Raw genomic sequence first — 20,798 nt, 5'->3', positions numbered from 1 at the left:
ATTGCAGCAATCCCCCCGTTGTCGTTACCAGGAGCTAGTTTCGTCCGCGTTGCCCTTCTTCCAAGTCGACCACGGAATGTTCCAATCGCCGAGGCCGTCTACCCCGGAGAGAGTCTCACCGATGGTGTTTTTCACGATGACGATGTCGCCGCGCTTCGTGTTGTTCAAAAACCACTTGGCGTTGGCATCGGTGACGTTAATGCAACCGTGGGACTGGTTGACACTGCCCTGAGCCCAGGTCGACCAGGGTGCTCCGTGGACGTAGATGCCTGAGTAGGACATCTGGGTGGCGTAGTTGACAGGGGTGCGGTAACCGCCGGCATCCAGCGATAGCCCGTACGTGGTCGAGTCCATGACCATGTGCTGGTTGTGGTCTCCGATCATGTAGGTACCGTTCGGCGTCGGCCACACATTGGAGCCCATCGAAATCGGCATCGAGTTAATAACTTCGCCGTTCTTTTCGATGGTCATAGTCTTGGTCGCATCGTCAGCGATGGCAACGACCTTGTCACCGATGGTGAAGCTGGTCTCGCTTTCCTCCTGGCCGTAGTAGCCGCCACCGAGATCCTTGCCGTAGATATCGACCTTGACGTTGACTTTTGTACCCGGCTGCCAATAATTCTCCGGGCGCCAACGCACCTCGCGGTTGTTCAGCCAGTAAAAGGCACCCTCAACCTTGGGCTCGGTAGTGATCTCGATAGCGTCCTGGGCCGCTTTCCGGTCCTTCACTGACTCGTCGAAACGCACCGCGATGGTCTGACCGACACCGACGGTAGAACCGTCTGCCGGAGAAACGTAACCGTAAGTCTGGGTGGTCGGCTCGACGGTGCTGAAGGAACTACTCAGGGTTTCCTTTCCCGATCGAGCCTCGAGCTTATAGGTCTTCGAGTAGCCGAGAGGCTCGGTACTGTTCCACTCGCCCGACTCGGGATTAATTTCTCCCTTGACCTTCTTACCCTCAGGATTAGTCAAGGTCACACTGTCGAGCTTGTGACCCTCCCCTACCTTGACGACAATCGGGTCTACTACGGAGACCTCAGTTTCGTCATCTTTTACGTTCGCGCTTATTTCAGCACTTGCGGACTTTTCTGCCTTATCTTGCTCCGCCGGGTCTCCCAGCGTACAAGCGGCCATCGTAAACACCGTCGCAGTAGCAGTGACGGCCAAGCCAAGGCGCCTCAGTGAATTCCGCATCTAGTCCTACGCTCCAGATTACTAATTTATAAGTAATAAAAGTACGCAACTTTTTGCGTACAGATAAACAACTTAGCCCCAACTCGTGCCAACTCAAAGCCTTTTAGGCCGACACTCCAGTCAAGATTTAGCAACGAGGCCAAGCGGATTTCGCCCCACCGCTTTCGCCGTCTGCAGAAAAAATTCCATAGGACAACCCCGGCAGGCACCGCATCAAGGTAACGCAGGCAAACACTTTGCGCAATCCCCTCTACATGCGCCGACCACGCAAAACGCAGTCAATCCCGAAAAATGTCACCGTCCCGTTACATTCCCTCACAAGCTCCCGACAACCCCGCCCCCGCAAGTACTTCCGCCGCACAGGCAAACCCCAAACCCAAACGCAACCATTCCCACATAGGCACGCAGGCTCACCCCCTCTTTTGACCAATCGAGAACTTTTTCAGAAAGATTCTCCGTACCGCGCGACATAAAACCCGAAAAACATGCTCTCAACGCGGCTAAAAATACGCCTCCGACCAGGCGATTTTACAAGTAAGTAAAAACCTGGTTATATATCTTTTCGTTGCCAGCGAGGAACTTCGAAAGAAGCCACAACGCAGGAAACGAAAAGCGCCATTAGCTCAATTGGCAGAGCAGCTGACTCTTAATCAGCGGGTTCGGGGTTCAAGTCCCTGATGGCGCACAATCAAGCCAGGTAGGTTTCAAAACCTACCTGTTTTTTGTTTTTCCACGATACCGCTCGACAGTTCTGGCGGCAGCAATTAACCCGATCAACCTAATCCTCTCGGGAGGAAAATTCCCGCTTCGCCCCTATTCTCCAGGGCAGGCACTCGGATTGGGGGTATCGCCGAGGATTCCGCTGGCAAGCGCCATTACTTCTACGGCGTCACGCCACCTGAGGGGTCCCTCAGCGAGCATGTCAACCTAGCCGAGGCTCGAACCATTGCACTGCCAAATAGCATCGATTCAAAGCTAGCGGCAGCACTCGGCGTTCCAGGTCTCGCCGCCTACTCCGCCGCAGCCTTCCGCAACAAGCTGACTAGCATCGCCAGCAACACCAACTTCCTCCTCACCGATGAAGAGGCCGCGGAGGCATACTACAACGTTGCCTCACTGGCGGCGGAAGACAAAGTCAACATGCCCTACAAGACCGCCCCCTCGCCCCCCCCCCGAGGCCTGGGAAGGACTGAAAGAAAAGAAGCTCTCGGGCAAGTACGTAGTCGCGTTCTAGGAGGCGGTGCTACAAAAGGCGTTCAACGCGTCGTAAAGCAAAAAGAATCGGGACCGATGACTCTTGGTCATCGACCCCGATTTTTCTCTACCGGAAAACTACTTCGCAGCCTGCTCAATCATCTCACGGATGCGGTCGAGCTCCTTGTTGCGCTTGCGCCCGCGGGACACGGAAAGAACAATGCCGCCGACAATGAGGGCCGCAACCACACCGATGGCAGCCTGAACCTTGGGTTCCTTCAGCCCGTCGGTAACGCGGGTCTTGGCATCCTCCGCGACGTTCTTCGGATTAGTGCGCACGGAGAGCTCATCCAGAGTACGGGCGAGCTGGTTACGGTTGCGCTCAATATCGCGCTGGATGTCTTCGATGCTGCGAGCCACGTAAACTCCCTAATAGTTAAGAATCGATAGTTTTAGTTCAACCAAAAGACTAACACCTCCGGCGAAGGCATGGGGCGTGGAGGATCAAAAAGGCCACGACTCCACCGGGAATCGTTACGATTGAAACCATGGCTAACACTTCCGAGAAAACCGACACCAAAGAGTTCGGCAGCGACAACGTCCGCCTTGAACCCGGCACAGCGGCCCCGTCCTTCAACCTGATGAACGACAAATCGGAAACCGTCTCCCTGTCCGACTACACGGGCAGCCCAGTGCTCATCTACTTCTACCCTCGCGCCAACACACCTGGCTGCACCACCGAGGCCTGCGATTTCCGCGATGAGAGCGCAGCTCTAAATGATGCGGGCATTGCGGTAATTGGCATCTCCCCGGACAAGCCGGAAAAGCTAGCCAAGTTCCGTGCGGACCATGGGCTGGACTTTGAACTGCTATCTAACCCCGATAAGTCCGTTCTCGAGGCCTACGGCGCCTTCGGAGAAAAGAAGAACTACGGCAAGATCGTCCAGGGCGTCATCCGCTCGACCTTCCTTGTAGATGCCGAGGGCAAGATCGAAAAGGCGTGGTACAACGTTCGGGCTAAGGGTCACGTGCAGCGGGTCCTGCGTGACCTGGGAGTAGCCGGGAGTAACTAAGCACCAGTGAGTACGCCAGGCAATACGGAGCAAAAGCAGCCCGAGATTCTAAGACCTCGACGCGTTCCGGCGCAGCAGCGCAGCAGGGAACGCTACGCACGCATGCTTTCGGCAGCACGGCAAGTCCTCGTCGATGCAGGATTTGAGTCTTTCACCTTCGACGAGGTTGCTCGGCGCGCCGATATTGCCATCGGCACCCTCTACCAGTTCTTCGCCAACAAGTACGTGATGATCTGCGAGCTAGATCGCCAGGACACCGAGGCGGTCGTGGCGGAAATGGTTCGCTTCTCACAGCACGTTCCGGCCCTGGAATGGCCGGACTTCCTCTCGGAGTTCATCGATCACCTGGCAGCGCTCTGGCGCGACGATGTTTCCCGTCGCGCGGTGTGGCTTGCCGTGCAATCCACCCCGGCCACGCGCGCTACCGCCGAGGACACCAAGAAACAGCTGGTCAATGGAATTGCCGAGGTGCTGCGCCCCTTGGCCCTCACCTCGGACGAAGAGGCCCTGAGGTTTATGGCGAACCTTTTAATCAACGCCACCTATGCGCTGCTGAATTACTCCGTCGACCGGCCGGGGTCCGTCCAGGAACGCCAGGCTCACTACACCCTGACCGTGCAGGAGATTAAGCGCATGATGATTGCTTACCTCATGTCGGTGGCACATGCGGCGGGCACAACACAGGAGGACTAGCCGGCCATCCCCTACCCCCATCAACTTTCATTTTGCCTACGTTATTTTTATTAACGTAGGCTTACCTCATTATATTGTTTCTATATTGAGGTAGCCTTCTCCTCCAACCTCCACCAGGAGGCATCGGACCAGGCTGCCTCAGAGACCACCATCGATAAAGTCCCATCGACCGAAAACCCACTGATGAGGTAAAACGAGTTGTCCACGATGCCGTCCAACGCCGCTAGCAACGCCCAGAAGATCTCTCCCGCCCGCCGTTTTAATCCCACCCGCACCAACCGAATCCGTGCGGCCGCCGTCGCATCTACCGCACTGTTGGCCAGCACCATCGCCCCCGCAGGTCTCACTGTCGCGACGGCTGCCCCCACCTCGACCGGCAACACTCTCCTTCAAGCCCAGGACGCGCAGTCCTCCAGGAGCCTTCAAATCTCCTCCACCTCCGAGCTTTCCGACGGAGATACCGTGACCGTCACCGGCGCCGGCTACCCGGCAGGCGCCAAGATTTACCTGGCCCAGACCATTGAGCAGCCTACCAGCGGATACCCCTCAACCTATGGCTCCGCGGCGAAGGTCACGGTGAGTCCAGACGGTTCCTTCTCTCAGGAGATGCAGGTCTCCCCGACTTTTAAAGACGTCGACTGCACACAGACTCAGTGCTACATCGCCTCGTTTAGCGCCTTTCCGAATCTCGCCGATCGGTCGAATGATCAGTGGGTTCCCATCTCCTTTGCCGGGGCTGCGGCCAAGCTCGGAACAGAGGATAACTCGAGCCCCAACTCCGACGATTCCTCCGGCAAGGGCCTGCTAGGAGACCTCGCTCCCTCGTGGTGGCCCGACAGCCCGTCTCTTAAGCTCCCGAATGGGATTGTTCCCACCGGCGCTCCCACCGGGGATTCGACCAAGGCTCCGGCCGAACACCCTCACAACGGCTCGGATTCCTCCGCCCCCTCCACAGCGGGTAGTTCCTCCAAGAACAACACCGGTGCGAGCACCTCCTCCTCGGGGGCACGCGTCTCTCTGTCTAAGACCACGGGCCTCAACCCCGATGGCGATACTATCCGGGTCACGGGCAAGGGATTTAAGACCTCCGGAAACGGCATCTACGTCGGCATCGCCCAGAATGATCAGATGGATGTCACCAATGCCGATTCCTTCGGCCCGGACACCAAGTATGTCTCCGCCTCCCGCGGCAATCTCGCCGCCGACGGCAGCTTCAGCGTGGACCTTCCTGTCAGCGCTGTATTCGGCAAGGCCGACTGCCTGTCCAATGCCTGCTCCGTCTACACGATTGCGGCGCACGGATCCCAAGACCGCAGCCAGGACACGGCAACGGCAGTTTCCTTCGCCGGTGGCGTCGAAAAGCAGGAGGCTACTCTGCCTGCTGGAGGAAACAGCGGAACCGGCAGCTCGGCGAGCAGTGCTGGGGCTCCAGGAGTGGCGAGCGGCTCTACCGGCGGGCGCGCATCCAGGCAGTCCTCCTCGAGCTCCCGTGACGGAAGCAATTCCTCCGACTCCTCGGCCGGACCGGTGTCTGTGTCTCTGTCGACGACCACCATCCAGCCGAGCGGAGTCACCCCGATTACGATCTCCGGCAGTGGCTTCAAGACCACCGGCAACGGCATCTACGTCGCCGTCGGCGAAAAGTCGAAGTTTTCCACCACCAACGCCGACGCATTCGCCACCGCTGCCTACGTTCGCACCTCCGATATGAGCGCAGACGGCAGCTTCTCCACAACGCTGCAGGTAGAGGCCGTCACCGCAGCCGCGAACTGCCTCGATAATGACTGCGCCGTCTTCACCATGGCCGCCCACGGCTCCTCCGACCGCAGCCAGGACACTGTGACCGACCTGTCCGTCGGCGGCAGTGCCAAGGAAATCGCCTCGGCGAAGAAGGGCGCCGCTAAAAAGCAGGCCGATGCGAAGGCCAAGGCTCAAGCCTCCGGCAAGAAGTCCTCGAGCAAGGCCTCTGGTAAGGCGACCGCGGGCTCGAAGAACTCGGCTACTTCGGCCGAGGACGCGCAGACCGAGCAGGCCGCTACAACGAGTGCCATCTCCCCGCTAGGCGCCTTGGGTATCGGCGCACTCGGGGCTGTCCTGGGTGCCGGAATTTTCGGAGCCGGAATGTGGTTCGGGCGCAAGCGCCCCGCCGGCGATAACTCCGCCGACCGCAGCTAGGCGCCCCTCCCCTGTCTTAGAGCTGCACCACCGCGATGGCGTAGTCGCCATCGTGGGAGATGCTTGCCGACGTCACGGGCTCGTCACCAAACTGCGCCGCGAAGGCCGCACCGGCGCGGCCCGTCACGCGCAGGCTGATTCGTCCCCACGCATCTGGGACGACTTCGATCTCACGCCAGTCCAGACTGTCGCGGTCAAGGGGCGGTTGCATTCCAAAAACAGCCTGCGACCAAGCCTTGACTAGAGCCTCCTTGGCAGCCCAGCGCCCGGCCAGGTGGCGCTCATACGCCGCGTCCTCCAGCCCGCGCCGACGTGCCACCAGGAGTTCTGAGGGCGCGAAGACCTGCTGGGCGAACCGCGTGCCCGGCGCGCGGAGCTGCTCTCCGAACACCGGAACGTAGACTAAATCAGTCCCAATCATTGTCGGTTCCAATCATCGCTGGCCCGGCGCAACGGTCAGGACACCGTCGACGAGACGGGCATCGTCGGCAAGCAAAACTGCCTTCTCCAGTGCTTCCGGCGAGCCGAACTCGCCGCCGTCGCCGAGGCGGCGTGCCTCCGGGCGCTCGAAGAGCACCTCACCGCCGTAGATGGCGTCGTCGATGCGACGCAGGCCAGCGGCCTCGCGGGTGGACGCGGCCTTACGCCAGCGCTCTGCGGCCTGCTCGCCGTTGCAGATGGAAATAGCCTGGTAGAACGCCTCCGGGTGAACGATTGCGATCAGAGCGGAGACGTGTCCGAAGCCGAGCGAGGTCACGAAGCCCGCCTTCAGAGGCAGGGCCTGGCCGAAGCGCAGCGGCGCGGTCGGCCACACCAGGCGGCCGTGGACGCCCAGCTTCGGGTCGACGCAGTCCAGCGAGCGATTAGCCGGGATGATGCCGCTGCGCAGCACCTGGGTCAGGCCAATCATCTGGAAGGCCGCGGCGCCGCCCTTAGCGTGTCCGGTCAGGGACTTCTGCGAGACGACAAACAGCGGGTTGGACTTATCGCGGCCGAGCGCATCGGCGATCCGCTCATGCAGCTCCGACTCGTTCGGGTCGTTGGCATTGGTGGAAGTGTCGTGCTTGGACAGCACTGCGACCTCGTCCGGGGAGACTCCGTGGGCTGCCAAGGAGTCCGCCAGGCGAGAGCTTGCCCCGCCGCACGCCGCGCCCAGCGCCCCCAGTCCCGGCGCTGGAATCGAGGTGTGCGCGCCGTCCGCAAAGGACTGAGCGTAGGCCACCACACCGAGGACCGGCAGGCCCATGTCCCGGGCGACGCTGCCTCGGGCCAGCAGCACCGTACCGCCGCCCTGGGATTCCACGAAGCCACCGCGGCGAAGGTCGTTCGGGCGGGAGAAGAACTTCCGCTCGATGCCTTTGCCGTCCATTGTCGCGGAGTCCGCAGTGGCGGCCATGTCGCCGAATCCCGTGATGCCCTCGGTGGACAGGTCGTCGAAGCCACCGGCCACGACGAAGTCGGCCTTGCCGAGCGCAATCTTGTCGGCGCCCTCTTCCACCGACACCGCGGCCGTCGCACACGCGGCGACCGGGTGGATCATCTGACCGTAACCGCCGACGTAGGCCTGCATGACGTGTGCCGCAATTACGTTTGGCAGTGCCTCCTGCAGCACGTCGTTGGCCCGCGGCAGGCCGAGCAGGCCGTCAATGTAGAGGCTGCGCAGTGATTCCATCGCACCGATACCGGTGCCCTGCGTGGAGGACACTCGGCTTGGGGGGACCGCAGCGAGCAGCTCTGCCGGGTCGAAACCAGAGGCCAGGAACGCGTCAACAGTGCAGACGATATTCCACAAGCTCACCCGGTCCAGGTTGTCCATCATGTCGGCCGGGATTCCGTAGCGCGACGGATCGAAGCCTTCTGGGATCTGGCCACCGACATAGCGGCTCATCGCCATGCGGCGCGGCACCTGTACCGGGGTTCCGGCGGCGCGGGTGACAATCCACTCTCCGGTCTCCTCGTCGGGACGCGCGGTGGTGTGCTCCGGATCGGAGTCCACGAAGGTCGCAGCCGCCGCGCGGTCGCGGACGGGGAAGCTAAGCGCGCGATCCAGGTAGACAGTGGTCAGCTCGGTCATGGTGTTGTTGACCAGGTCCCCGTCGTCGCCGTAGCGGCGCACGCCCACCTTACCGAGCACCTCATCGCGGTATCTCTCGGCAATCTCCGCCTCTGCCAGCGGGTTACCGTCTGCGTCCAGCCAACCGTTGTCGTAGGAAATCAGTCCCATCGACCAGGCCAGCTCCACGATTCCCGCCGCGGAGATATCGCCGAGCTCCGCCTCGAAGCGCGTACGGGAGGAACCATACGGCCCCAGCTCGCCCGCACCGACGATGACCACCATGTCCTCCGGCGCAACCGTGACACCGCCAAAGTCCGGCGCAGTCTGGGCCACCGGGGTGCGCAGGCTCGGCAGAGCACTTAGCTTTCGCTCCCCGCTTTCCGACGACTCCTGCTTCCCAGCGCCGCTGCCAGCCGCAGCGGCGTCGGCTGCCAGGCGGGACAAATCGAGGTCCGCCTCGCCGAGACCACCGGTCAGGTCAGCGACCACGGGTGCGTCAAGCGCCTGGCTGCGGGTCTGCGCACCGGCAAGCTCGATTAGACGGTCGGCCATCTCCTCGGTGGAGAACGTGCGCACACCCTTGGCCTCGACGGCCTCGACCAGCGGGTCGTTACCGCCCATCAGACCGGTGCCCCGCACCCAGCCAATGTGGGCGTGGGCCAGCGTAGTCCGCGAGCCCCAGACGTCCTCCGCTCCCCAGCGGGTAGCTACCGCATCCAGTGCAGCCTTGGCCTCACCATAGGCGCCGTCGCCGCCGAAGCGACCGCGGTTCGGGGAGCCCGGCAGGACGACATGCAGCCTGTGCGCCACGTTGGTGTCACCGCCCAGGTTGCCGAGCCCGGCGATGAGGCGCTCCACCGACCACAGCAGCAGACGCATCTGGGTTTCGGCGGCCGGGCCTGCGTCGGCAAGCGAACCGGACACGCGCGGCGCGGCGAAGGGAAACAGCAGCGTCGGGGCCAGCGCGGGCTTGGTGACCACGATGTCAGCGCCGATTGTGGTGGTCTGCTCGGCGCCTATCCACTCGATGACGGCGTCCAAATCCTGGTAGCTGGACAGGTTGGCGGGCACTACCCACAGCGCAGCGTTGCCGCGGGCGTGAGTGCGGTAGAGCTCCTTGTAGAAGCTAAGGCGCGAGTGGTTGAGGTTGGAGGTTGTCGCGATAACGGTCGCGCCTCCCTCCAGCAGTTTCGCGGCCACTGCTGCAGCAATCGAATTCGGCGAACCGCCGGTGACGACCGCGACGTCGCTGGCAAACTGGAGGCCCTGCGCATCCTTTGTTGCGGTGGAGGCGTCCTCGGCGAGCGCGCGGTAGGCCGCTGCCAACTCGGAGCGGCCGGCGGCATCTGCGCGGCGTGCCCACCAACCGGCCTGCGCGATGGCGGAAGCGTCGATGCTGGCTGGTCGTACGGACTCCAGGCCTGCGGGGGTGGAAGCCCACATGCGAGCCAGATCCTCTCGGGACGATGCCCAGCGGTCATCAATTACGACGGCCTTGTTCGCGTCAAAGTGCGGCGTGACCAGCTTCGGCCAGTCAGAGCCCAGCTCGGCGGCCACCAGGTCGACGAGGGTCTCGTCAGCGTCGTCGGAATCGAAGTCAATCGCGCCGGTCAACTCGTGGCCAAGCTGCTCCAGGATGGTGCGGGCAGCCACGGCCAGAACGCCGGTGGAGCCGGTGACCTGCTCGGCGAAGGCGTCCAGAGCCGCAGAATCTACAACTCCCGCTGCCCCGCCGCCGGCCTGCGGTTTCGCCACGGCGATACCGCGGGCTGCACCAACGGAGACGACAGCGGCATCGATAAGCTGGTCGAGCTCAGCGGTGGAGGTCGGCGCGGCAGGGCTTAGGTGCGCCAGGTCGCCGCCGCGCAGAGACGCCCCATCGCGAGAGGCGAGCATGACCTCTGCTGCGGTGGCGGTGGCCCAGCCCTCGCCGAGCTCCCAGGTGTCGCGGACGCGATCTGCGATGTGGTTTGGGCGGGCACCCGCGGGGCCTGTGACGCGGCGCAGGCCGTCCGCAATCGCCTCGGACAGAACCGGGCCGAAGGCGGAGTATCCGCGAGCCATGCCGTCTATCTTGGCCTTCAGGTCGGGCAGCTCCGCATCGGCGGCGCCCTCGATCGAGCCAAGTCCGAACTCGACGCCGAGGTCCAGCAACAGCTGATTGCGGCGCGAAGACACGCCATCGACCAGGGTCTCAATGGAATCTGCGGCACCCAGCTGGTCTGGGCGGACCTTCGTCCACTGGCAAATTAGGACCTCCAGTGCCTGCGCCGGGGTGACGGTGATGTCGTCCGGGCGCACGGTTCCTGCGGCTGCCTGATTCGGCGAGCCGGCCGCTCCCGCCGGTGCTGCCGGTGCGGCCGGTGCCGGAGCCTCGGGAATCTCCTGGGTGCGCTCGGGTGCCTCAGGCAGGGTCTTGGTCACAGCAGCTGAGGCTGCCGCATCAGAGTCCACTGCAGAGTCCTCGTCTGCTTCCTTCGGTTCAGGCTGGACCTCGTCGCGCATGAACACCGCATCGGCGTCTCGCTCGACGTTGAGAACGCTGATATCGCGGCTGGCGTGACGTGGCAGGCCTGCAGTTCGGGCCGCCAGGTTCGCCAGGGTCGGCGCTGTGCCCACGCCCACCTCGATAAAGCGGGTGACGCCGAGAGCGTCGAAAAGCAGATCCTGGGTCTCAATCCAGCGCACGGGCGAGCAGAACTGCCAGGCCAGAAGCTCGACGAGCAGCGTACGGGCCAGGCGCGCCGGGTTGGCGGCCGCGGCGGCGAAGTCGGCGAGGATATCGTCGAGGATTTCCGACTCGGCGACCTCGGCCATCTGGCGAACAAAAGCCTCGGTGAGCTCGAAGCAGGTGGCGGTCAGGTTCGGGATGTAGCGGCCAACGAGGCGATCCGGGTCGATTTCGGCGGGCAGCAGGCGGTCGAGATGGGCGCGGAAGGAGTCCACACCGTCGCGAAGGACGCGGGAGTGGAAGGGCACGTCGATGCCCGGGATGCGCACGTAGCCCTTGCCGTCGGGGCTGCGGCGGGCGGCCTCGTCGGCGAGAGCGGCCAGGCCCTTGACCGTGCCTGCGACGGCGTACTGCTTGCCGGCCAGGTTCAGGTTCACGACCTCAAGGAACTCGCCGGTTTCCTCCGCGACTGCGGCGACGAAGTCGATAACTTCGTTTTCGGCGACGCCGATCTTGTCCGGGCGTAGCGCAGACAGTCCGTAGTTGGAACGGCCGTTTTCGTCGCGCGGAACCAACGAGTGCATGGTCAGACCTCGGCGGTAGACGACCTCCAGCACGGCATCAGCGTCCAGCGCGCCTGCGAACGCCGCCAGGGCGTTGTACTCGCCGACGGAGTGACCGGCGAAGTATGCGGCCTCGTCCAACAGTCCGGCCTCGCGCAGCTCAGCGGCCTGGGCCAGCCCCAGGGTTGCCATGGACACCTGGGTGAACTGGGTCAGGTTGAGCACGCCCTCCGGGTGGAAGTAGCGCACACCGTCGACAGTGACCTCGGTGGGATTATCGCGCACGATTGCGAGCACGGAGAAGCCCAGTTTCTGCCGGGTAACACGGTCGGCGTTATCCCAGACCTTGCGGGCCGCGGCGCTGCGGGTGCGGGCGGCAAGGCCCATACCGCGCGTCTGAATACCCTGCCCGGGGAAGGCGTACACGCTGGTCGGCGCCGCGATTACTGCGGTAGCGGTAAGGACTAGCTCGCCGCTTACAGTAGCGGTGATCTCGCGAACCTCGCCCGCGCCCGGGCGAGTGTCGAAGCCCCGGCGCTCAACGTTAAAGAGCACCTTCTGCCCCGGCAGGACCGGGCTCATCATCGTCGCGGTGAACTCGATGACTCGGTTGCCGATACCGGCGTCCGATGCCGCCACAGCCGCGTGCTCGGCCATGGCGGAAAGCCACATGCCGTGGACGATGACACCCGGCAAGCCCGCCAGGGCAGCCGCGCGGTCGTCGACGTGGATCGGGTTGCGGTCACCGGTGACGACAGCAAAGGGCTTCATTGTGGTCGGCGCGGTCACGGTCAGGGTGCCGCGATGGCTACGCGGGGTGTCCTGCACAGTCGGGAAAGGAACGGTGTTGGTCTTGGCGGTCTCGGAGCCGTTGCGGCCCCGGATGGCGAACCGCTCGGACAGTGTTGCCACCTCGCGCTCGCCGTCGGCGATCTCGGCGCGTATGACGACGACGCGCCCCAGGTCAGTGTCGACGACCTCATCCACGTGCACAGTGACGGTCAGGGTCGTCTGCTGCTCCGGCAAGTCGCCGAGCATCCGGATGTGGTGCTCAAGGTGGACCAGGGCCAGCATGCCCTCAACGACGTCCTCACCGGCATCGGTCGTCGCATCTGAGACCGCAGAGAAAATCGCGGGCCACGCATGCCCCACCAGGATGTCGGGAGCCGTCTCCCCCTTGGTCCCCGGCGCGGAAGTCACCGCGTCATAATCGGCTGCATCCAGCGGGTTCCACTGCGATTGCCAGGTCGCCACTCCATCCGTGACCTCGGCCAGTTCGCCGCCAGCCGCAATCTTCGTCAGCTCGCGCATGGCTCCCGCCGCGTCGCTTCGCGTGACGACGGGGAGGGCCCCTTTGTCCTCGGACAGTCGCATGACCAGGCGGAGCTGCTGCTCGGCGGGCGCGGAGTCCTTCAGTGGGACGGTCAGAATCGCAGTGTCAGCAATGCCTGCAGTGTCATTGCCCGGCTGCTGCTCGTTGGCGTTCTCCAGCACTGCACCAGTGCCAGGGTGTTCGAGGCGCTCGGCGCCATCTGCGTTTACGGAAACGCAGATCCACTCGGACTCGGGGCCCAGCGCCAACGCAGGGTTGGCCTGCTGTCGCCCGGCCCACCAGACCGCGGGGGCATTCAAGATGCGAGTGAGAAGATCATCGAGGGCGCCAGGCAGATTGCCCGCGTCGGCTAGCGCCTTCGCCGCAGCCTGCTCGAAGCGCCCCAGAATCTCAGCAACGGGCTCGTCGGCACGCGTGATTCCGGCGACCGCAGCAGGGCCGGGGATGATGCAGACGCCGTCGGCGTCGTAACGGGAGTCATGGGCCTGCCACAGGGAGTCGGAGCGCCACCAGCGGCGGACATCGGCGCCGATGACCGGCACGAATGGGACCGGTTTGCCCGGGGTGCGGCAGGACTCGTTGATGAAGAAGGCCACGTCGGCCGGGTGCAGACGGGAGTCGAGGGCGAGGTGGCCCGACAGCCTTGCAATTTCCGCGCGGGGAGCGCCCCGCAGAGCGTCCTCGTCAGCCATAGCGGTGAAGGAGCCCTCGTCGACCTCGCTCAGGCGTGCCTCCACGTGGTCGACCAGGCCGACGAAGCGGCTCGCCCAGGTCGGGTCGATGAACTCGTCGTCCGGCGCACACAGCTCGAGGTAGCGATCCAGGAGCGCGGCGTAGGTCATGTTCTCCACGTCGCCGAAGTACGGCTTCGCAGTCGCGTCGATGGCGGCAATGATCTCGTCCCGTCGCGCCGAGACGGCCTCTGCATCGCCGGCGACCTCATCGAGGAGGCGCCCGGCGCGCGCCGCGGAATTGTCGATCTCGTGGATGTCCGCGCCAAGCTGGCTGCGACCGGAGGCCATTCCCTCGGTGGCAGTACCAGAGGCAACCCACTTGTCGGTGCCGACAGTATCGACCAGCAGCTGCTTAACACCCGCAGACGCGGTGGATTCCTTCGCGGCCATCGCGGCGGTGCCGATGATAATCGCGTCAACCGGCATCGGTGCCAGCCCGTAGGTCTTGGACCAGGTGCCCAGCAGGTAATCGCTAGCCTGCTCCGGCTTGCCGATTCCGCCTCCCACTGCGAGGACCACGTCGCGCTCGCGGATCTCCGCGTAGGTGCGAATCAGCAGTTCGTCGAGCTCTTCCCAGGAGTGGTGACCGCCGGCGCGACCTCCTTCGACCTGGATGATGATTGGGTACTCGGTTCCCTCGTCCTCCAGCGCGTCCGCGATGGCGAGCACCGAGCGGATCTGGCCTACCGTTCCCGGCTTGAAAGCGATGTGCGGGATGCCTCCGGCGCGCAGCTCCGCGACCAGCTTCACCGCCTCTTCGACCTCGGGGATGCCTGCGGAGATGGTCACCCCGTCAATCGGACGGCCTGCGGCGACCGCGCGCGGAACCAGGCGTCGCTGACCGATGTGCATGCCCCACAGGTAGGGGTCGAGGAACATGGTGTTGAACTGTGCGCTGCGCCCCTCGTCCAACAGCTCCGCCAGTCGCGAAATGTTGGCTTCGAAGATCTCAGGGGTGACCTGGCCGCCACCGGCAAGCTCGGCCCAGTAGCCCGCGTTCGCCGCCGCTGCGACAATCTGCGGGTCGACGGTCGTCGGAGTCATGCCGCCGAGGATGATTGGCGAGCGCCCGGTCAGCTTGGTGAACTTCGTCTCCACACGCGGAGCCCCCGCCCCTTGCGCGGTCCCCGAGACCAGCCGCGGCGCGAACTCGCTCCATGGCTTCGGATGCGCGATTGCCGATGAGCTTTCGAATAGCTGCCGCTGCCCCTGCGCGGTCGCCGCGGAGATCACCACAGCACCGTAGCCGCGGGCGTTGTCTCGGGTCAGCTTTGCGACGCCGGCAGCAGGTCCCAGGTCCAGCAGCGTGGTGGCGCCGGCATCAATCAGGCCCCGGACATCGGCGGACCAATCGATCGGATCGACGAGAATAGTACGCGCGATGCGGTTGGCGAACTCGAAGTCGATGCCTACGGCTGTCGCGCGCGCAGCAACCCACTGGGCAGCTGGCTCGAGCGCCGGGTGGTGGAAGGCTCCTGCGACATTCAGGCGCTCCCACGAGACCTCAACATTTCCCTTGCCAGGCTCGGAACCGGCCGCGGAGCCCACTCTCTCCAGCTTCTGCTGCAGGGTCTCCAGTTCTTTGTCGGGACCGATTACGACGTTCGTGGTGCGGGTATTGCGCAGGCCGATGACGCATCCGGAATCCAGCAGCGGCTCCAGCTCCTGCGTGGTCAGGCCGGAGACGCTGAGCATCGGCGCGCGACCGAATCCCGCGGCACGGGTAAAGCGCGAGCAAGCCACGCCAATCAGGCGGGACAGGGAAATGAGCTCTTCGACGCGCTCCGGGGCGTCGAATACCTCTGCCGCCAGCACGCCCTGGGAATGTCCGACAGCGGCGACTGCGTCGGCGAGGTAGATCCCCTGGGCTGCCAGCTGCTCGATGACTCCAAGCTGCGCCAGGAAAATGCCCGGCACACTGGTCGCCGGGGTCAGGGCATCGCCCGAAAACGGGGTTTCGCCCTCTGCGGGGCTGGCCCAGCCAAAGGGGTCGAAGCCGTCCGGGAGCTGGCCCGCCATTTCGTCGGCAAGCGGCAAGAGGCGATTGTCAGACTCGGCGAGAGATGCTCGGATTCCGGTGTCGGCGCCCGCGGCGATGGACTCGGCCAAGGTGTCCAACCAGGGCAGGGACTGACCTGCAAAGGTTACGGCGAAGGGTGCAATCTCGGAGGCATCGCTACGGGACTGGGCGGCAATCTGCTCGAATTTCACGTGGGTTATGTCCTTTGCTGACGAAGTGTGGACTCCGGACAAAGTTTTGTGTCCGAATATTCGTCAGAACAATATGCCACAAAATCATGAGGATTCCATCATGTTTTCCATCCCACAGGGAACAGTGTTTGCCTTGTGTATGTTTTTACACATACAAGACAAGCCCAAGGCAGAACGACCGCCAGAAGCGGCACCCCAGTCAGTTCAAGAATTAGAACAGCGCTGGCGAGAATTAATTTTTAAGGCAATACAATTCCGTCGACCATCCCCAAACAAGGATCCACAGCCGACGCACACCCCGAAGAAAAAGCGCATAAAAATAGCGCTACCAGAAGTAGTTTTAGTGACAAATATCACTCCGGTAGCGCCACGCCGAGCCCTCATATGCGAGAGCCTCGGCCTCGGGTCAGTCCATAAGCTTCTTCAGCGAGTCCTCCGCCGCGGCAAGGCGCCGCTCCGACTCCTCGTCCGCGCTATCCCCCGACACAGGAAGTGGTAATTGAGATGCCGGATTGTCCAGCTTCTCCGAGCGCTCCACCCTGCCGTCAAAAACCGAGCAGGGGTCATCGACGACCACGGTATCGTCCGGCGTAATACCCCGACTCTCCATGTACTCGTCCAGATGCATCGAAATACTCATTCCCCCCTGCTCCTTCCTGCAGATAAGTGGCTTACGACAGGCCCGCTAGGGCCTCGACCGCCTCAGAATACCTGCAACGCTAGTCGAGGTCGCGCTCAATCGGGCAATTGACGTAGGCGTAGTTGCCAGTCTGGTTGGACTCCGCGACTACCCGTCCCTCGTGCTCAATCTTGCAGGTGACCGTGCCCTCACCCTTGATATTCGCACCCAGGTAGCCGGCCTGAATGCGATCGTCATCGGCGAACGTCACGGTCTTGGCCGCCTCCGTCGAGCTTCCACCGGAACACGCCGCAGCGGTCAGGAACAGTGCGGACGCAGCGAGTGCCAGAGGTTTCTTCATTTTCTTACCCCTAGGGCTTGGTCGATTTTTATAACGTCCTCAATCCAGTATCACTAGGACCCGCCGACAGCCTCAACCGCCATAGTTGAAGAGAATCACCCGCGCGACCATATCGTCCAGGCGCGAGCCATGAGCACTAAGAGCCAAGGTGGAAAAACACATCGGAGCCGTCACCGATACGCCGAAACCAACCAGCGCCAGCCCCCAAAGCCAGGGAACGGACTACGCTGCCGTCGAAGTCGAGACTATGCGCGCGCCGACGATTGCACCGCCGCGAGCAACATGCGGTGCAGACCGAAGGCTTCCGACACGGCAACGCGGCTATGTCACGGCGAATACTCGCAACTCGACGCGCCAGGCGTTTCGTAGCGGACCCTAGTTTTCATACGGAAATCATTAGGATTTCACAACAGCGTGTATCGGGCGTTTTCCGCCCAAAAACAAAACCTCCTGGGCTTATCGTCCAGGAGGTTTTCTAGAATTGGTGCGCCTGGGGAGACTTGAACTCCCACGTCATAAGACACTGGAACCTAAATCCAGCGCGTCTGCCAATTCCGCCACAGGCGCTTATTCGCTCTAGCCAGGATACTGATTCAATCCCTATCCCAGTCTAGGCTTTTCATACTTTAACGTCTCGGTCGCAGATTTCCTAATAGCGGAAACTACTAGCGCCCCCAGTGATGCGCTCATAATCGGCACACTAGCTATGGTGGAGTTGTGTCCACACAGCAGTCTGAAGCCAATCAGCAACCGGTAAAAATTCCCGCTCGCACTCGTGCGGTGCAGCTGACATTCCTAATCATTTTGGTCGGGGCGACCATCGCACTGGCATATTGGCAGTTCAGCAGGTGGAACACCACTAGTTCCTTCCAAAACTTGGGTTACGCACTGCAATGGCCGGCGTTCGGCCTTTTCTTCATCTGGGCCTATAGAAAGTACATGGCCTACGAAAAGGAACGGCTTGAGGGCAATGAGGAAGCTGCCATCTCAGAAGATCCAGCCGTAATGACTGAGATTCCGGACGATTTCCTTCCGACCAACCCGGACGGGACGCGCAAGCATCCTCGCCCCTCCACCAACTAGTTGTTCGGGCCCAGCCTGAACTCCCCCCCAGGTATCAAGAACTAGGCACAAACTCAAAGCAAAGGACTTTTAGTGAACACCATCAATCCAAACCGTCGCGAGCGTGTGAAGAAGGCCCTGACGTTTTTCTCCATCACCGCTTACTTCACCGGTGTCATGCTGCTACTTCTAGTCGCGGCTATGATTACCATTTACGGCATAATCGGGCTGGATTTCGGGCTAGATACCGCTAAACCTCGTTGGTTTACAATAATCGCAATCATCCATGGCTACGGTTATATGGCTTTTCTGATCGCTGTAGTGAATCTTGGAACCAGGGCTCGGTGGGAGCCATCAAAGTGGATGGTCACCGCGCTCGGAGGCGTCGTACCCTTCCTGTCTTTCATCGTGGAGCGCAAGCGCCGCGATGAGGTCGAGGTTGCTTTCAAGCTGAAGTAAAGCCCCCCCAAAAAAACGCACCGCGGCTAGACCTCCTTTTTAGGCCAACTCAGCGAGAATTTTCAGCGCCGGCGCCAAGGCACGCAGCGCACGCCCCCTGTGGCTGTACTCGTCCTTGGCTTCGGCGCTTAGCTGTGCCGCGGATAGAGTTCCATCGTCACTGCCGCCTTCTTCGGGAAGCGGAGCGAAAATCGGATCGTAACCGAACCCGTTGTCCCCTACCGGCTGACGCAGAATAGTGCCGGGCCAGCGGCCCTCGACTACCAGCAGGAGGTTACCGGAATCATCGATGACCGCCGGGAAACCTGCGTCGGCAAGCGCCTTCTGTGCCCCGGCGACATCGCCAAGTGAGGGCACTACAAGCGCGCAGGTGGAGCGGAACGCGCCGGTGCGACGCTCATCCGGAGTGTCAGAGATCTGCGCAAGAAGCAGCTCATAGTTTGCGACATCATCTCCGTGCCCGCCGGCCCAACGCGCGGAGAGCACACCCGGCATCCCGTTTAGCTCGTCGACGCTCAGACCCGAATCATCAGCCAAGCATGCAAGACCGGTATAGGCGGCACCGTCGATGGCCTTGATGAAAGCATTATCGGCGAAAGTGCGGCCATCCTCGGGGCGCTCAGGGTACTCATCGACATCGGCGAGCGAGAGCAGTTCCACCGACTCGATGCCCTCGGCACGCAGGATTCGGTCCAGCTCGGCCAGCTTCTTGGCGTTTCGGCTTGCTACGAGGAGCTTCACGGCAGCTTCCCCGGGTAGGGAGCGCGCAGGACTTCCTGCTGGACAGCAATCAGCTCACGCAGGCCCTTCTCCGCGGAGTCGAGCATCTGGTTCAGCTGGACACGGTCGAAGGTGCCTTCCTCGCCAGTGCCCTGAATCTCGACGAACTTGCCCTCGGCGGTCATGACCACGTTCAGGTCAACCTCTGCGCGGGAGTCCTCCTCATAGGGGAGGTCCAGGCAGACGCGGCCGTCGATAATTCCGACGGATACTGCGGCAACTGGGGCCTTCAGCGGCGTTCCCGGCACGGCGCCGGCTGCGTGCAAGTACGTCAGGGCGTCGGCAAGCGCGACGTAGGCGCCGGTGATGGAGGCGGTGCGGGTACCACCATCGGCCTGCAACACGTCACAGTCGATGTTGATGGTGTTCTCGCCGAGTTCCTTCAAATCCACGGCGGCGCGCAGCGAGCGTCCGATTAGGCGGGAAATCTCGTGGGTGCGGCCCTTGACCTTGCCCTTCATGGACTCGCGCGGCATGCGCTCATGAGTAGATGCCGGCAGCATCGAGTACTCGGCGGTCAGCCAACCCTCGCCGGAATCGCGCTTGAAGCGTGGTACGGACTGCTCCACGGAGGCGGTACACATCACTCGGGTGTTGCCGAAAGTAACCAGCACGGAGCCCGCCGGGTTATCGGTGAAGCCGCGGGTGATGGTCACTTTGCGCATCTCGTCGAGTGCGCGACCGTCTGCGCGGCGGAAATCGGAATTAAATTCAGTCATGCCCACTACCCTACCGGCGCAAGGGTACTCGCGAGCAGAGGGTTTACGGCTAGTCGCTGCCGAACTCCTGGCCCAGGTAGGCCAGCTCAATCTCGCCGTCGAAGGTGGTGCGGGCGGCCTCGAGCGCCTCTTGCCCATCCGCATACGGAGGGATATGGGTGAGCACGAGCTTCTTGACCCCGGCGAGACTCGCCGCCTGGCCGGCTTCGTAGCCCGACATGTGCATGTTCGGAGGCACGCCGTCGGTCTTTTTACACCATGTGGCCTCGCAGATGAAGACATCGGCATCTCGGGCCAGGTCTACTAGCGCATCGGTCCACGCGGTATCTCCCGAGTACGCGACGACAAACCCGTCTGCCTCCACGCGGTAGCCCACGGTCGGCACCGGGTGCACCATCGGATAGGGCGTGACGACGGCCCCACCGTCTACTTCGGAACCGCCGATCATCAGGGGTTGGCCGGGGCGTGCGACGACGTTGTCGAAGGTGTCGGACAAGTCGCGGTCCCCTTCATCTCCCGTGGCCGCACAGAGGGCACCGATGCGCTCCCAGATATCGTCCGGACCGACGAAAAGGTTCTTGGACTTCGCGGGAGCGGTGGGATGGAAGCGACGCCAGACCAGCAAGCCGGGGATGTCTGCCGTGTGGTCAGGGTGCACATGCGAAAGAACGAGGTCACAGGCGGCCGGGTCGGCAATCTTCTGCAGCTCGGCGAGGACGCCGGGCCCCATGTCCATCACGAAGGAGCTGCCGTTATCCAGCTGTACAAAGTAGCCAGACGCTGGCGCCAACGGGCCTCCCATGCTGCCCGTGCATCCCAGTACCTTCACTCGCATAGTTCAAGCTTGCCACGTTCGGAGTCAAAAAGTAGAGGGAAACTGGTTCAGCGCTACTGATAAATA

Annotated in this window: 15 protein-coding genes and 2 tRNA genes; 6 read left to right on the top strand and 11 right to left on the bottom strand. The window is 62.6% G+C overall.

Annotation, left to right across the window (positions count from 1 at the left end):
• Positions 1-24: 24 nt before the first annotated feature.
• Positions 25-1,194 carry a L,D-transpeptidase gene (locus CLAC_RS03165; protein ID WP_053411655.1) on the bottom strand — a complete coding sequence of 390 codons (1,170 nt, stop codon included), beginning with the start codon at positions 1,192-1,194 and terminating at the stop codon, positions 25-27.
• Positions 1,195-1,806: 612 nt separating this feature from the next.
• Between CLAC_RS03165 and CLAC_RS03160 the strand changes: the two genes are divergently transcribed.
• Positions 1,807-1,879: transfer RNA gene (locus CLAC_RS03160), tRNA-Lys, on the top strand.
• A gap of 647 nt (positions 1,880-2,526) precedes the next feature.
• Here the strand turns inward: CLAC_RS03160 and CLAC_RS03155 are convergent.
• Entirely contained in the window at positions 2,527-2,808 is a 282-nt protein-coding gene (locus tag CLAC_RS03155; protein ID WP_053411654.1) for a DUF3618 domain-containing protein, read from the bottom strand.
• 128 nt (positions 2,809-2,936) lie between these two features.
• On the opposite strand from CLAC_RS03155, the gene bcp reads away from it, so the two are divergent.
• Together bcp and CLAC_RS03145 are read left to right on the top strand one after the other, a co-directional pair.
• A complete protein-coding gene (gene bcp, locus CLAC_RS03150) occupies positions 2,937-3,461 on the top strand; it encodes a thioredoxin-dependent thiol peroxidase (RefSeq protein ID WP_053411653.1) in 525 nt (174 codons plus the stop codon).
• A 6-nt stretch (positions 3,462-3,467) separates the two neighbouring features.
• On the top strand, positions 3,468-4,154 hold the full coding sequence (locus tag CLAC_RS03145) for a TetR/AcrR family transcriptional regulator (RefSeq protein WP_053411652.1): 687 nt from the start codon (positions 3,468-3,470) through the stop codon (positions 4,152-4,154).
• 80 nt (positions 4,155-4,234) lie between these two features.
• Here CLAC_RS03145 and CLAC_RS13025 read toward each other — a convergent pair whose 3' ends face one another.
• On the bottom strand, positions 4,235-4,360 hold the full coding sequence (locus CLAC_RS13025) for a hypothetical protein (protein WP_281175563.1): 126 nt from the start codon (positions 4,358-4,360) through the stop codon (positions 4,235-4,237).
• Position 4,361: 1 nt separating this feature from the next.
• On the opposite strand from CLAC_RS13025, the gene CLAC_RS03140 reads away from it, so the two are divergent.
• On the top strand, positions 4,362-6,329 hold the full coding sequence (locus CLAC_RS03140; RefSeq protein ID WP_053411651.1) for a neocarzinostatin apoprotein domain-containing protein: 1,968 nt from the start codon (positions 4,362-4,364) through the stop codon (positions 6,327-6,329).
• Between the two features lie 16 nt (positions 6,330-6,345).
• Here the strand turns inward: CLAC_RS03140 and acpS are convergent, their stop codons facing one another.
• The 5 genes from acpS to CLAC_RS03115 all read right to left on the bottom strand — a co-directional run bounded on the left by acpS (position 6,346) and on the right by CLAC_RS03115 (position 17,444).
• The gene (gene acpS / locus CLAC_RS03135; RefSeq protein ID WP_053411650.1) at positions 6,346-6,750 is read right to left on the bottom strand and encodes a holo-ACP synthase AcpS; all 405 of its coding nucleotides are present in this window, start codon (positions 6,748-6,750) and stop codon (positions 6,346-6,348) included.
• A 12-nt stretch (positions 6,751-6,762) separates the two neighbouring features.
• Positions 6,763-15,897 (bottom strand): type I polyketide synthase, encoded by a 9,135-nt coding sequence (locus CLAC_RS03130; RefSeq protein ID WP_053411649.1) that lies wholly within the window; start codon positions 15,895-15,897, stop codon positions 6,763-6,765.
• A 406-nt stretch (positions 15,898-16,303) separates the two neighbouring features.
• A complete protein-coding gene (locus CLAC_RS03125; RefSeq protein ID WP_053411648.1) occupies positions 16,304-16,537 on the bottom strand; it encodes a rhodanese-like domain-containing protein in 234 nt (77 codons plus the stop codon).
• A 79-nt stretch (positions 16,538-16,616) separates the two neighbouring features.
• Positions 16,617-16,877: a hypothetical protein gene (locus CLAC_RS03120; protein WP_053411647.1), complete on the bottom strand. Its 261-nt coding sequence runs from the start codon at positions 16,875-16,877 to the stop codon at positions 16,617-16,619.
• A 482-nt stretch (positions 16,878-17,359) separates the two neighbouring features.
• A tRNA-Leu gene (locus CLAC_RS03115) sits at positions 17,360-17,444 on the bottom strand.
• Positions 17,445-17,594: 150 nt separating this feature from the next.
• Between CLAC_RS03115 and CLAC_RS03110 the strand changes: the two genes are divergently transcribed.
• Positions 17,595-17,960 (top strand): hypothetical protein, encoded by a 366-nt coding sequence (locus CLAC_RS03110; RefSeq protein WP_053411646.1) that lies wholly within the window; start codon positions 17,595-17,597, stop codon positions 17,958-17,960.
• A gap of 72 nt (positions 17,961-18,032) precedes the next feature.
• Complete coding sequence (locus CLAC_RS03105; protein WP_053411645.1) at positions 18,033-18,398, top strand: DUF3817 domain-containing protein; 366 nt, start codon at positions 18,033-18,035, stop codon at positions 18,396-18,398.
• Between the two features lie 39 nt (positions 18,399-18,437).
• Here CLAC_RS03105 and CLAC_RS03100 read toward each other — a convergent pair whose 3' ends face one another.
• From CLAC_RS03100 to CLAC_RS03090, 3 genes are read right to left on the bottom strand one after another with little or no spacing between them, the layout of a single operon-like run.
• Complete coding sequence (locus CLAC_RS03100; RefSeq protein ID WP_053411644.1) at positions 18,438-19,139, bottom strand: non-canonical purine NTP pyrophosphatase; 702 nt, start codon at positions 19,137-19,139, stop codon at positions 18,438-18,440.
• Positions 19,136-19,897 carry a ribonuclease PH gene (rph, locus tag CLAC_RS03095; RefSeq protein ID WP_053411643.1) on the bottom strand — a complete coding sequence of 254 codons (762 nt, stop codon included), beginning with the start codon at positions 19,895-19,897 and terminating at the stop codon, positions 19,136-19,138. Before rph ends, CLAC_RS03100 begins: the two co-directional genes overlap by 4 nt.
• Before the next feature lie 49 nt (positions 19,898-19,946).
• Entirely contained in the window at positions 19,947-20,732 is a 786-nt protein-coding gene (locus CLAC_RS03090; RefSeq protein ID WP_053411642.1) for an MBL fold metallo-hydrolase, read from the bottom strand.
• Positions 20,733-20,798 lie beyond the last annotated feature (66 nt).

The organism is Corynebacterium lactis RW2-5 (assembly GCF_001274895.1).
Classification (GTDB): domain Bacteria; phylum Actinomycetota; class Actinomycetes; order Mycobacteriales; family Mycobacteriaceae; genus Corynebacterium; species Corynebacterium lactis.
This window is presented reverse-complemented; position numbering and strand designations above follow the sequence as displayed.